This is a genomic window from Burkholderia sp. 22PA0106, assembly GCF_047497155.1.
GTDB lineage: Bacteria > Pseudomonadota > Gammaproteobacteria > Burkholderiales > Burkholderiaceae > Burkholderia.
Genome location: NZ_CP163163.1, coordinates 4148559 through 4162460, shown reverse-complemented (window position 1 = coordinate 4162460; position 13902 = coordinate 4148559). Strand labels below are relative to the sequence as shown.

Here is a 13902-nt window from a genome sequence, read left to right as displayed (position 1 = left end):
GCCCTCGGCAACGCACGCTCCGCTCAATATCCGCGCAGCACGTCCACCTGATTCGCCAGCGGCGCGCCATCGCGCAAGCGCCGCACGTTGGCGGCGACCTGCTCTGCGATCCGCTCGAAGCTCGCCACCGACGCCATGTGCGGCGTCACGATCAGGTTCGGCGCAAACCAGAACGGATCGTCCTCGGGCAGCGGCTCGCGCTCGAACACGTCGATCACCGCGCCGCCGAGCGTGCCGTCCTGCAACGCGGCCAGCACGTCGGCCGGCACCAGATGCTCGCCGCGCCCCACGTGGATCAGCTTCGCGCCGCGCGGCAACCGGGCCAGCAGGCGGCGATCGACGATGCCGCGCGTCTCGGGCGTCAGCGGCAACAGGCAGACGAGCAACTCGCTGCCGGCCAGGAACGCGTCGAACCCATCGGCGCCGAACGTTTCCACGCCGTCGATCGTCTTGCGCTCGCGCGACCAGCCGTGCATCCGAAACCCGGCATCGGCAAGCTGTCGCGCCACATGCTGGCCGAGCACGCCGAGCCCCATCACGCCCACGCTGCGCTCGCCGGCCGCCACTTGCGGATAGCGCAGCCAGCGGCGCTCGCGCTGGTTGGCCAGCACGCGATCGAGCCCGCGATGAAAATGCAGCACGGCCCACATCACGAATTCGCCCATGCCCTGCGCGTGCGTCGGATCGACCACGCGGCACACCGGCACGGCGGGCAAGGCCGGGTCGGCCAGGATGTGATCGACGCCGGCCGCGATGCTGTGCACGAGCCGCAGCGACGGCAGCCGCGCCAGCGCGGCGGACGGCGGCCGCCAGCACACGGCGATGTCGGCGTCGTGCGGATCGGTGTCGACGCCCGCGATGCGCAGCCCCGGCAAGCGTTCGCGCAGCGGCGCGAACAACGGCGACAGGTCGAAGCCGTCGCTGAGAAAGGCGATGCGCGTCATGTCAGCTTCGGTAGTCGGTGGCGCCGCCGTCGATCAGCCGCAACGCCGCCTGCCATTGCAGCGCGATGATCGCCTCGGCCTCGTCGCGGTCGAATTGCTCGGCGGCCAGCCGGCACACGGCCTCGGACGGCCGGCTCAACGCCGCGCCGCCGGCCATCGCGCGCACCTGGATCTGGCACGCGAGTTCGAGGAAATAGATGTTCTGGAACGCGGCCGGCACCGAGCGGCCGGCCACCAGCAGCCCGTGATTGCGCAGGATCATCGCGCTGTGCGGGCCGAGGTCGCAAATCAACCGCTCGCGCTCGCCCAGATCGAGCGCGATGCCCTCGTAGTCGTGATACGCAAGCCGCTCGTAGAACTTCAGCGCGTGCTGGCTGATCGGCAGCAGGCCTTGCTGCTGCGCCGACACGGCCGAGCCGGCCGCCGTATGCGTGTGGATCACGCACTGCAAGTCGGGCCGCGCCTGATGGATCGCCGAATGGATCGTGAAGCCGGCCGCGTTGACGCGATAGCGCGCCGGATCGTCCTCGACGATCGGCTCGACGACGCGCCCCTGCCCGTCGATCTTGATCAGATCGGAGGCGCGCATTTCATGGAACAGCACGCCGTAGCGGTTGATCAGGAAATGATGCTCGGGGCCGGGCACGCGCGCGGTGATGTGCGTGTCGATCATGTCGGTCATGCCGAAATGCGCGACGAGCCGGTACAGCGCGGCCAGTTCGACGCGCGCCGTCCATTCGGAGTCCGGAATGTGATGGGGTGCGGTGTGCATGAAATCGCTTGCAGGAAGAGAAAAACAATCAGGAAACCTGAACGGTTCCGGCGGCGGCCGGATGGACCGGCTGCGTCGGCGGGAAGCGCCGCTGATAGCGCGCCAGCGCGACGATCCCGGCCAGCGAGATGGCCGACAGCAGCGAGAAGAACAGCGCCAGCGGCAGCCACTGGCCGCGGTAATGCTGCGCCACCACCGTGCCGATCAGCGGCGTGGTGCCGCCGGCCACGGTGGCGCACAGCTGATAGGCGATCGAGATGCCCGAATAGCGCAGATGGGTCGGGAACGCGCGCGTCATGAAGCCGGCGATCACCGCATACACGGCCGACAGCACCACCACCGCGAGCGCGATGCCGGCCACGATCAGCACCGGCTGCTGGCTGTTGACGAGCACGAACATCGGGTACGGCGTGAAGATCGACAGCAGCGCGGCGCAGGCCAGGAAGCGGGCGTCGCCGAAGCGTTGCGCGAGCAGCGCCGACACCGGTTGCGAAGCGAGCTGGATGAGCGTCACCGCGAACAGGCAATCGAGGATCAGCGGCTTCGGCATCTTCAGGAAGCTCGTGACGTACGAAATCATGAACGTGTTCGTGAAGAAAAAGCCGGCCGAGCCGATGGTGGTGGCCGCGGCCGCGTACAGGATCGGCTTCCAGTAGCCGCGCAGCACTTCGGTCACGGGCGCCTTCACGCGCCGGTTCTCGCGTTTGGCCTGCTCGAATTCGGGCGATTCGTTCACGCCCATGCGCACCACCACGCCCACCACCAGCAACACGAAGCTGGCCAGGAACGGCAGGCGCCAGCCCCACGACACGAACGCGTCGTGATCGAGCGACGACACCAGGCGGAACGAGATCAGCGACAGCAACAGCCCGGCCGGGCTGCCCATCTGCGGAATCGACGCGAACAGCGTCTTGCGCCCCGGCGCGGCGTGCTCGCTCGACATCAGCACCGCGCCGCCCCACTCGCCGCCCACGGCGATGCCCTGCAGGATGCGCAGCAGGATCAGGATCACCGGCGCCGCCACGCCGATCGAAGCGTACGACGGCAGCAGGCCGATGCCGGTGGTCGCCACGCCCATCAGGAACATCGTGAGAATCAGCATCTTCTTGCGGCCGAGGCGATCGCCCCAATGGCCGAACACGGCGCCGCTCAAGGGGCGCGCGACGAAGCCCACGGCGAACGTCGCGAACGACGCCAGCGTGCTGACGAACGGGTCGCGGGTCGGGAAGAACACGTCGCCGAGCACGAGCGCGGCGGCCGTCGCGTAGGTGTAGAAATCGTAGAACTCGATCGTCGTGCCGAAAAACGCGGCGAGTGCGGCGCGGACCGGCTGGCGTTGAGCAACGGGGGAAGTCATCGGGAATCCTTGGTCGGAGCGCCGCATGGCATCGGGCATCGGAGCACCGAAGCCACGCGGCTTTGCGCATTTATCGGTGGCCAATATCGCTACGTAAAATGCTGATTTCTTATGCGGAGCATGAATCGCGTTCATGCTCCGCGCCGCATCAGAAGCGGTGCCGGATTCCGGCCACCGTGACGAGCTGATGGCTGTTCGACGACGGCGTCGCGAACGCCACCGCCGCCACGGCCTTGCGGCCCGTCGAATCGGTGCCCGTCGCCAACTGATAGATGCCGACGGCGTACAGGTCGGTGCGCTTGGACAGCGAGTAATCCACGCCGACGTCGAGCTGGCCGTACTTCGCACCCTCGTGGCCGTTCACGCTGCTGCTGCGCGTGAACGCGTACGACGCGGCCACCTGCAGGGCCGGCGTGATCAGGTATTTGGTATTCAGCTCGAACGTGTTGAACGCCACGCTGCCGCCCGGCATCTGCGTGGTGGAGCCGGCCACGGCGGTAGCGCCGAGGTTGTTGAAGCGCGTGTTGCTGTACACCGCGCCGAAGGTGGCCGCGCCGAACGTGTAGGCGCCGCCCGCATTGACGATCTGCTGCGTGCCAGCGCTCGCATAGCCGCTGTAGACGGGGCTGGCCATGTTGCTGCCGGTGGCGCTGTCGTTGGCCTTGTTGCCGAACAGCGAGAAGTTCGGGTTGCGCGCCAGCGTGTAGGCGGCGGCGGCCTTCAGCGGGCCGCCCTGGTAACCCACACCCACGCCGTAGATCTGGTTGCGCGCGGTGCTGCCCGCCACGCCGCCGAAGCTGTAGAGCGCTTCCACATTGAAGCCGGCCCATACCGGCGACACGTACTTCAGCGCGTTGTTGACACGGAACGATCCGTCGAGATCGTCGAGATCGCCCGGGTGGGCGCCGTAGCCCGCGCCCGACAGCGCCCAATCCTCGCCGGCCGTGTAGATGCCGACCATATCGGCGTTCGGCAGATACTGGCGGCCGGCCGTCACGGTGCCGAACCGCGCCGAGCCGAGCCCGACGTAGAGCTGCCGGCCGAACAGGTCGCCGTTCTGGCCGAGCGCGCCGGTCGAGCCGTTGAAGCCGCCTTCGAGCACGAACAGCGAAACCAGCCCGCCGCCCAGCTCCTCGCGACCGCGCAGGCCCCAGCGGCTGCCCGACGCGTTGCCGCTGGTCAGCGCGAACTGGCGGCCGCCGCCCGCGTTGGTATTGATGGCGATGCCCTGATCGACGATCCCGTACAGCGTGACCGAGTTTTGCGCGTGAGCGGCGGTCGCGCCCAGCAGGGCGACGCCGAGGCAAAAAGGCTTGTTGAGTTTCATGGTGGGTCGCATGGCGCGTGTGGTTGAGATTCGATTTGAAATTCGATTGGGAGTGCGAAGTTCATGACGGACGATGCGGGCATCGGCGGCACGGGTGTCAGTTATCGAGCGCCAATAACGCTACGTACAATGCCGTTTACTCATCGTCAGTATTAATGGCGTTCATCCTTGCCAAGACGGCGCTCGCGAAACGGCAAGCACAAAAAAAGCGCGGCGCCGGAAGCAGAAGCCTGCCTCCGGCGCCGCGCCCGAGCGTGCGTGAACGTTTCGTTCTGCTATCCGACCATCAGCGGCGCGCCTCGCCGAAGCCGCCGAAGAACGCACGCGCGTTCGCTTCGAGGCTCTCGATGTGATAGCCGCCTTCCTGCACGATCACGGTGGGCAACTGCAACGCGCCGACCGCGCCGCCGAGCCGGCCAAAGCCCTCGGTGGTGACGGCCACCTTCGATTGCGGATCGTCGCGATAGATGTCGAAGCCGAGCGCCAGCACGATCGCGTCGGGCTGGAAGCGCTTGAGCACGCGCAGCGCGTCGTCCACGCGCTCGAAGAACACCGCCTCGGAAGCGCCGTGCGGCATCGGCAGGTTCACGTTGTAGCCGTAGCCGTCGCCGCTGCCGGCTTCGTCCTCGTAGCCGGCGACGACCGGATAGAAGTTGGTCGGATCGCCGTGGATCGAGATGTAGAGCACGTCGTCGCGGCCATAGAAGATTTCCTGCACGCCCTGGCCGTGGTGCATGTCGGTATCGAGGATCGCGACGCGGCCGAAGCGCTCGCGCAGCGATTGCGCGGCGATCGCGGCGTTGTTCAGATAGCAGAAGCCGCCGGCCGCATCGCGCCGCGCATGATGGCCGGGCGGCCGGCACAGCGCCCAGCTCTCGCGCGCGCCACCGTTCACCGTGTCGGCCGCGGCCAGCGCGCTCTGCGCCGACCAGTACGCCGAGCGCCACGTATGCTCGCCGACCGGGCAACTGCCGTCGGCCAGATAGCGCGCCGCCTGGGCCAGCACGCCGCGCAGCGGATTGCCCTCGCGCACGTAGATGTTCGACATCACTTCGTTGCCCCAATCGTCGGGCATGCGGGTCCAGTTGCGGTGCGCCTCTTCGAGGAAACGCAGGTAGTTCATGTCGTGCACGGCGGCGATCGGCGCGGTGCCGTGGTCGGCCGGTTCGAGCACGTCGAAATCGAGCGAGCGGGCGGCCGCGACGAGCCGCGCCGCGCGCTCGGGCACTTCCTGCGGCTCGCGCATCTGGCCACGCGACAGATAGGTGCGCGGATGGTGCAGCGACTGTTCGGGATGGAAATAGGTTTTCATCGGTTCTCCGTAATATCGGGCCGCTTCGCGTGACGCATCAGCGCGCCAGGGCGCGCGCGAGCACGGCGTGCAGCAGCACGTTGGCGCCGGCGGTCACGTCGTCGGGCAAGGCGTCTTCGGCTTCGTTGTGCGAGAGGCCGTCGACGCAGGGAATGAACACCATCGCGGTGGGGTAATGACGCGCCATCAGGATCGCGTCGTGCCCCGCGCCGCTGACGATCCGCTCGTTCGAATAGCCGAGCGCATCGGTGGCCTGCTGCACGAGCGCCACGCACGCGGCGTCGAACGGCGTGGCCGGGCTGCGCCAATAGGTGGCGATCTCGACGCGCAGGCCGCGTTGCGCCGCGATACGCTCGAACGCCGTGCGCAGGTCGCGCTCGATCGCATCGACCTCGGTGTCGTCGTGATGGCGCAGGTCGACGGTGAAGCCGACCTGCCCCGCGATGGTGTTGCGCGAAGCGTTCGGGATGGCGGTCTGGCCGATCGTGGCGAGGCCGCGCGGCGCGTAGCCGGCGATGATCCGTTCGAGTTCGAGCGCCATCTGCGCGCTCGCGAACAGCGCGTCCTTGCGATACGGCATCGGCGTCGTGCCGGCGTGGGCGGCCACGCCCGTCACCGTCACGTCGAGCCAGCGGATCGCCTGGCCGCCCGTCACCACGCCGATCGTCGTGCCGTTCGCCTCCAGCACCGGGCCTTGCTCGATGTGCGCCTCGAAGTAGGCGTCCACCGCGCCGCGCTCGCGCGTGCCGCGGCTGCCGCAGGCGTCGAGCGCGTCGCCGAGCACGATGCCGTCGGCATCGCGCGTGGCCAGCGCCGCATCGAGCGCCGTGGCGCCCGTGAACACGGCCGAGCCGAGCATCGCGGGCGTGAAGCGCGCGCCTTCCTCGTTGGTCCACGAGACGATCTCGATCGAGCGAAGCGTGTCGATCTTCGCGTCGTTCAGCGCGCGCACCAGTTCGAGGCCGGCCAGCACGCCGTACACGCCGTCGAAGCGGCCGCCCTCGGGCTGCGTGTCGAGATGGCTGCCGACCAGCACCGGCGCCGCTTCCGGATCGCGACCGGCGCGCCGCGCGAACAAGTTGCCGACCGCGTCGGTGCTCACCGTCATGCCGGCCTCGCGGCACCATTGCGCGAACAGCTCGCGCCCGCGCCGGTCTTCGTCGGTCAATGCCAGCCGGCGCACGCCGCCGCGTGCGGTCGCGCCGATCTTTGCCATCTCCATCAGGCTGCGCCAGAGGCGGGCGCCGTCCACATTCAGTTGCGATTCCATTCGTGTTCCTGAGCAATCACGGATTGCTTATCGTGCGGGAAGGTGCGGGGAAGCCCCGGAAAATCGAGCCGGACCGGTCAGCCGCGGCTCGTCAGCGCCTCGGCCGCATCGCGGCTCACGGCGCGCCGCGCGTCGAGCGCGACGATGCAAAGCAGCGAGATTCCGGCCAGGCAGGTGTAGAACACCGCCAGCGGCCACCATTGGCCGGTATAGCGATGCGCGAGCCAGGTGCCGACCAGCGGCGTCAGGCCGCCGGCGATCGCGCCGCACACCTGGTAGGCGAGCGAGATCGCCGAATAGCGGATATGGGTGGGGAAGATGCCGCTGATGAAGCCGGCGATCACCGAGTAGAAGCTGGCCATGCAGATCACCGCCAGCGCAATGCCGATCACCATCGACACCGTCGTGCCGTGCTGCACCAGCACGAACATCGGATACGGCGAGGCCATCGCGAGCAACGCCGCCAGCTTGAGGAAGCGCGCGCCGCCGATGCGCTCGGCGAGCCACGCCGCGCACGGCTGCGACAGCAACTGGATCACCGCCACCACGAACAGGCAGTCGAGGATCATCGAGCGCGTCACGCCGACGTACTGCGTGGTGTACGCGATCATGAACGTGTTGGTGAAATACACGCCGGCGATGCCGATGGTGTTCGCGCCGATGCCGAGCAGCACCAGGCCCCACGCCGAGCGGAACACCTCGGCGATCGGCAGCTTGGCGGTGCGCTTGGCCTCGCGCAGCCGCGCGAATTCGGGCGACTCGTTCACGCCGAGCCGGATCAGGATGCCGACGATCAGCAGCGCCGCGCTGGCGAGGAACGGCAGGCGCCAGCCCCAGGACAGGAACGCGGCCTTGTCCATCGAGGTGACGGCGCGAAACGCGATCAGCGACAGGATCAGGCCGGCCGGGCTGCCCAGTTGCGCGAACGACGCGAAAAACGTGCGCCGGCCTTCGGGCGCATGTTCGCCGGCCATCAGCACCGCGCCGCCCCACTCGCCGCCCACGGCGATGCCCTGCACCACGCGCAGCAACACCAGCAGTACCGGCGCGAGCACGCCGACCGTGGCGTAATCGGGCAGCAGCCCGACGCACACGGTGGCCGCGCCCATCATCATCAGCGTGGTCATCAGCGCTTTCTTGCGGCCGATGCGGTCGCCGAGATGGCCGAAGATGATGCCGCCGATCGGGCGTGCGAAGAAGCCCACCGCGAACGTCGCGAACGACGCCATGGTGCTGACGAAGCGGTCTCCCGACGGGAAATACAGTTCGCCGAACACGAGCGCGGCGGCCGTGGCGTAGATATAGAAGTCGTACCACTCGATCATCGTGCCGATGAACGCGGCGGTCGCCGCGCGGGCGGGCTGGCGGGTGCTGGCGGATTGGGGGGTCATGCTGGCTCCTGATGCGCCGGCGGCGGCCCGGAAGGCCCCGGGCGCGCTTGTCACGGGTCGGCGTGCGCGGCGGTTCGATGCACCGCGCACGCCGCCTTTATCGATAGCCAGAAATCATTAGTCAAATTTCAAGTTATTATTCAGCGCATAAATCAAACTTATAGTTTGATCGCAACCATCCCGGAACCGCGATGCGCACCGACTTCACCCGCTTCCTGAACGACCGTCTCGACTGGAACCTGCTGCGCACCTTCCTCGTGATCATGCAGGAGCGCAGCCTGAGCCGCGCCGCCGCGCGCCTGCACGTCACGCAGCCGGCCGTGAGCCAGGCGCTGAAGCGGCTGGAGGACGCGCTCGAACACCGCCTGATCGAGCGCCGCGGCCCGTATTTCGCGCCCACCGCCGCCGGCGAGGCCGTCTACCGGATCGCCGGCGACCTGTACGGCACGATCTCGCGGCTCGATTCCGAGCTCGACGACCGCACCGCCGACATCACCGGCTCGATCCGCCTGCTGACCATCAGCCGCATCGAATCGCCCGTCTACGACGAATTCCTCGCCGAGTTCCATCGCACCTACCCGCGCATCGATTTGCAGATCGAGGTCATGCGCTCGTCCGACATCATTTCCTCGCTGCTGCAGAAGACGGCGACGGCCGGCCTCGGCCTGTGCCGCAACCCGCACGACAAGCTCGAGATGCGGCCGTTCCTGCGGCAGCGTTACGCGATCTTCTGCGGCCGCCACCACCGCCTGTTCGGCAAGTCGCAACTGACGATGAACGACCTGCTCGCGGAGAACTTCGTGTCGTTTACGAGCGACCAGCTCGGCGACAGCCTCTCGCCGCTCACGGTGTTCCGCGACCAGAAGGGCTTCACGGGCCGCATCGTCGCGTCCTCGCCGAGCCTCGACGAGGTGCGCCGGCTGATCTTCGCGGGCTACGGCATCGGCTGCCTGCCCGAGCACATCGTGCGCGACGACCTGGCCCAGCAACGGCTCTGGCGGCTGCCGCCCGACGAGGGGCTGGTCGACGTGGACGTGTTCCTGCTGTGGCAGCGCGAACGCAAGATGAACGCGGCCGATCTCGCGTTTCTCGAAAGCATGGAGCGCCATATGCGGCGCTATTCGTTCGCGGAGCGGCTCGGCGCGAAATAGCGCCGGCCGGGTTGCAAAAGCGACGGGCGAAAAAAAACCGCCCGGTCGAAACCGGGCGGTTCTGATGGGGGGACCATCGAAAGCGGCTTGGTGCCGCTCCCGCTTACTCCGCGCTCGGGTGCTGCTGCGACTCGACTGCGTCGGGCGTTTCGGCAGCCGGGGTTTCCGGGATGCCGAAGTCGAAGGCTTCTTCCGCCGCGATCTGGTCGAAACGCTCGCGATCCGACACTTCCTTGTTCTTGCGCGCCTTGTGGAACGCAAGACCAGTACCGGCCGGGATCAGACGACCGACGATCACGTTTTCCTTCAGGCCACGCAGATCGTCGCGCTTGCCCATGATCGCCGCTTCCGTCAGCACGCGCGTCGTTTCCTGGAACGATGCCGCCGAGATGAACGAATCCGTCGACAGCGACGCCTTCGTGATACCCAGCAGGATGTTGTCGTACGACGCCGGACGCTTGCCTTCCGCGATCATGCGATCGTTTTCGTCCAGCATGTCCGAACGCTCGACCTGTTCACCCAGGATGAAGCGCGTATCGCCGTTGTCGGTGATCTGCACACGACGCAGCATCTGGCGAACGATCACCTCGATGTGCTTGTCGTTGATCTTCACACCCTGCAGACGGTACACGTCCTGCACTTCGTCGACGATGTAGCGCGACAGCGCCTCGATACCCTGCAGACGCAGGATGTCGTGCGGATCGGCCGGGCCGTCCACGATCATTTCGCCCTTGTTGACGACCTGAGCATCGTGGACCAGCACCTGCTTTTCCTTCGCGATCAGGAACTCGTGCTGATTGCCTTCGAGATCCGTGATGACGAGACGCTGCTTGCCCTTCGTGTCCTTGCCGAACGACGTCGTGCCGGTGACTTCCGCCAGAATGCCGGCGTCCTTCGGCGAACGCGCTTCGAACAGTTCCGCGACACGCGGCAGACCGCCGGTAATGTCACGCGTTTTCTGCGCTTCGGTCGGGATACGTGCGAGCACTTCACCCACCTGCACCTGCTGGCCATCCTTCACCGTGATCAGCGCGCCGACCTGGAAGCCGATCTGCACCGAGTGCTCGGTGTTCGGGATCTTCACTTCCTCGCCAGCCGCGTCGAGCAGCTTGACCTGCGGACGCACGCTCTTCGCCGCTTGCGAACCGCGGCGCTTCACGTCGATCACGACGAGCGTCGAGAGGCCCGTCACGTCGTCGATCTGCTTGGCGACCGTCACGCCTTCCTCGACGTTTTCGAACTTCACCGTACCGCCGTACTCGGTGATGATCGGACGCGTCAGCGGATCCCACGTAGCCAGTTGCGTGCCGGCCTTGATCACGTCGCCGTCGAGACGCAGCAGCGTCGCGCCGTACGGGATCTTGTGACGTTCACGCTCGCGGCCCAGATCGTCGGTGATCATGGCTTCGCCCGAACGCGAAATGACGATCTGCTCGCCCTTCGCGTTGGTGACGTAACGCATGGTCGCCGTGAAGCGGACCGTACCGTTGCTCTTCGCTTCGACCGACGAGGCGACGGCCGCACGCGATGCCGCACCACCGATGTGGAACGTACGCATGGTCAGCTGGGTGCCCGGTTCGCCGATCGACTGCGCCGCGATCACGCCGACCGCTTCGCCGACGTTCACCGCCGAGCCGCGGCCCAGGTCGCGGCCGTAGCAGGCTGCGCACAGGCCGTAACGCGTTTCGCAGGTCAGCGGCGTGCGCACGCGCACTTCGTCGATGCCGAGGCGTTCGATTTCCTCGACCGCCGTTTCATCGAGCAGCGTGCCGTTCTCGTACAGCGTTTCCTGCGTTTCCGGGTTGACGACGTCAGCCACCGCGACGCGGCCGAGAATCCGGTCGCGCAGCGCCTCGACCACTTCACCGCCTTCCACCAGCGCCTTCATCGCCACGCCGTTCGACGTGCCGCAGTCGTTCTCGACCACCACCAGATCCTGCGTGACGTCGACCAGACGACGCGTCAGGTAACCCGAGTTTGCCGTCTTCAGTGCCGTATCGGCCAGACCCTTACGTGCACCGTGGGTCGAGATGAAGTACTGCAACACGTTCAGGCCTTCGCGGAAGTTCGCCGTGATCGGCGTCTCGATGATCGAGCCGTCCGGCTTCGCCATCAGGCCACGCATACCGGCCAGCTGACGAATCTGCACCGCGGAACCCCGCGCGCCCGAGTCGGCCATCATGTAGATCGAGTTGAACGATTCCTGGCGCGTTTCCTTGCCGTCGCGATCGACCACCGGCTCCGTCGAGAGCTGCTCCATCATCGCCTTGCCGACCGCTTCCGACGTCGCCGACCAGATGTCGACCACGTTGTTGTAGCGTTCCTGCGCGGTGACGAGACCCGACATGTACTGACGGTCGTATTCCTTCACCTTCTTCGCGGCGTCGCCGACGATCACTTCCTTCTGCGTCGGCACGAGCATGTCGTCCACGCAGATCGAGATGCCGGCGCGCGTCGCGAGACGGAAGCCCGATTGCATCAGTTGATCGGCGAACACGACGGTCGCGCGCAGGCCGCACTTGCGGAACGCGGTGTTGATCAGTCGCGAGATTTCCTTCTTCTTCAGCGGCTTGTTCAGCACCGAGAACGGCAGGCCGGCCGGCAGGATTTCCGACAGGATCGCGCGGCCGACGGTGGTGGCGTACAACGAGATCTTCGGCACGAACTGCGGTGCGCCTTCCGACTTGTCCTCGTTGTGGACCATTTCCGTGATCCGCACGTTCACGCGCGAAGCCAGCTCGACTTCCTTGTTCTCGTACGCCAGCAGCGCTTCCGACACGCCCGTGAAGGTCATGCCTTCGCCCTTGGCGTTGACGGCTTCACGCGTCGCGTAATACAGGCCGAGCACGATATCCTGCGACGGCACGATCGACGGATCGCCGTTGGCCGGGAACAGGACGTTGTTCGACGCCAGCATCAGCGTGCGCGCTTCCATCTGCGCTTCGAGCGACAGCGGCACGTGCACGGCCATCTGGTCACCGTCGAAGTCGGCGTTGAACGCCGCGCAGACGAGCGGGTGCAGCTGGATTGCCTTGCCTTCGATCAGCACCGGCTCGAACGCCTGGATGCCCAGACGGTGCAGCGTCGGCGCGCGGTTCAGCATCACCGGGTGTTCGCGGATCACCTCTTCGAGGATGTCCCACACCACGGCCGTCTGGTTCTCGACTTCCTTCTTCGCAGCCTTGATGGTGGTAGCGACACCCATCACTTCGAGCTTGTTGAAGATGAACGGCTTGAACAGTTCGAGCGCCATCAGCTTCGGCAGACCGCACTGGTGCAGCTTCAGCGTCGGGCCGACCACGATGACCGAACGGCCCGAGTAGTCGACGCGCTTGCCCAGCAAGTTCTGACGGAACCGGCCGCCCTTGCCCTTGATCATGTCGGCGAGCGACTTCAGCGGACGCTTGTTGGCGCCCGTCATCGCCTTGCCGCGGCGACCGTTGTCGAGCAGCGAATCGACGGCTTCCTGCAGCATCCGCTTTTCGTTGCGGACGATGATCTCCGGCGCCTTCAGCTCGAGCAGACGCTTCAGACGGTTGTTCCGGTTGATCACGCGGCGATACAGATCGTTCAGGTCCGACGTCGCGAAACGGCCGCCGTCCAGCGGCACCAGCGGACGCAGTTCCGGCGGCAGCACCGGCAGCACTTCGAGAATCATCCACTCGGGCTTGATGCCCGAACGCTGGAATGCCTCGAGCACCTTCAGGCGCTTCGCATACTTCTTGATCTTCGCTTCCGAGCCGGTGTTCTTCAGTTCGGTGCGCAGCGTCTCGACCTGTTCGTCGATGTTGATCGCGCGCAGCAGTTCGCGCACGCCTTCCGCGCCCATCTCGGCGCGGAATTCGTCACCGTATTCCTCGACCTTGTTGTAGTAATCCTCTTCGGTCATGATCTGCCGCGCCTTCAGCGGCGTCATGCCCGGTTCGATGACTACGTAGGCTTCGAAGTACAGCACGCGTTCGATGTCGCGCAGCGTCATGTCGAGCACCATGCCCAGACGCGACGGCAGCGACTTCAGGAACCAGATGTGCGCGACCGGCGAGGCCAGTTCGATGTGGCCCATGCGTTCGCGACGCACCTTGGCCAGCGTCACTTCGACGCCGCACTTCTCGCAGATCACGCCGCGGTGCTTCAGACGCTTGTACTTGCCGCACAGGCATTCGTAGTCGCGGATCGGCCCGAAGATCTTCGCGCAGAACAGACCATCCCGCTCCGGCTTGAACGTGCGGTAGTTGATCGTTTCCGGCTTCTTGACCTCGCCGAACGACCACGAACGGATCTTGTCCGGCGAAGCCAGACCGATCTTGATCGCGTCGAAAACTTCTTCCTGTTGGACTTGCTTGAATAGATCGAGCAGAGCTTTCATTGCTTTCTCTCC

At 66.4% G+C, this 13902-nt stretch carries 9 protein-coding genes; 1 reads left to right on the top strand and 8 read right to left on the bottom strand.

Going from position 1 to position 13902, the window contains the following annotated elements:
- Nucleotides 1-23 precede the first annotated feature (23 nt).
- The 7 genes from AB4850_RS33575 to AB4850_RS33545 all read right to left on the bottom strand — a co-directional run bounded on the left by AB4850_RS33575 (nucleotide 24) and on the right by AB4850_RS33545 (nucleotide 8373).
- Nucleotides 24-944, bottom strand: a complete 921-nt coding sequence (locus AB4850_RS33575) for a 2-hydroxyacid dehydrogenase (RefSeq protein WP_414443681.1) — start codon at nucleotides 942-944, stop codon at nucleotides 24-26.
- Between the two features lies 1 nt (nucleotide 945).
- Nucleotides 946-1716, bottom strand: coding sequence for a class II aldolase/adducin family protein (locus tag AB4850_RS33570; RefSeq protein WP_414443680.1), 771 nt, complete (start codon nucleotides 1714-1716; stop codon nucleotides 946-948).
- Between the two features lie 28 nt (nucleotides 1717-1744).
- On the bottom strand, nucleotides 1745-3073 hold the full coding sequence (locus AB4850_RS33565; RefSeq protein WP_414443679.1) for an MFS transporter: 1329 nt from the start codon (nucleotides 3071-3073) through the stop codon (nucleotides 1745-1747).
- A gap of 148 nt (nucleotides 3074-3221) precedes the next feature.
- Nucleotides 3222-4400: a porin gene (locus AB4850_RS33560; RefSeq protein WP_414443678.1), complete on the bottom strand. Its 1179-nt coding sequence runs from the start codon at nucleotides 4398-4400 to the stop codon at nucleotides 3222-3224.
- Nucleotides 4401-4686: 286 nt separating this feature from the next.
- Complete coding sequence (locus tag AB4850_RS33555) at nucleotides 4687-5712, bottom strand: histone deacetylase family protein (protein ID WP_414443677.1); 1026 nt, start codon at nucleotides 5710-5712, stop codon at nucleotides 4687-4689.
- A 37-nt stretch (nucleotides 5713-5749) separates the two neighbouring features.
- A complete protein-coding gene (locus tag AB4850_RS33550) occupies nucleotides 5750-6982 on the bottom strand; it encodes a Zn-dependent hydrolase (RefSeq protein ID WP_414443676.1) in 1233 nt (410 codons plus the stop codon).
- A gap of 77 nt (nucleotides 6983-7059) precedes the next feature.
- Nucleotides 7060-8373 (bottom strand): MFS transporter, encoded by a 1314-nt coding sequence (locus AB4850_RS33545; RefSeq protein WP_414443675.1) that lies wholly within the window; start codon nucleotides 8371-8373, stop codon nucleotides 7060-7062.
- Nucleotides 8374-8564: 191 nt separating this feature from the next.
- Between AB4850_RS33545 and AB4850_RS33540 the strand changes: the two genes are divergently transcribed.
- Nucleotides 8565-9524 (top strand): LysR family transcriptional regulator, encoded by a 960-nt coding sequence (locus AB4850_RS33540; RefSeq protein ID WP_414443674.1) that lies wholly within the window; start codon nucleotides 8565-8567, stop codon nucleotides 9522-9524.
- A gap of 103 nt (nucleotides 9525-9627) precedes the next feature.
- Here AB4850_RS33540 and rpoC read toward each other — a convergent pair whose 3' ends face one another.
- Nucleotides 9628-13890, bottom strand: a complete 4263-nt coding sequence (gene rpoC, locus AB4850_RS33535) for a DNA-directed RNA polymerase subunit beta' (RefSeq protein WP_414443673.1) — start codon at nucleotides 13888-13890, stop codon at nucleotides 9628-9630.
- Between the last annotated feature and the right edge of the window lie 12 nt (nucleotides 13891-13902).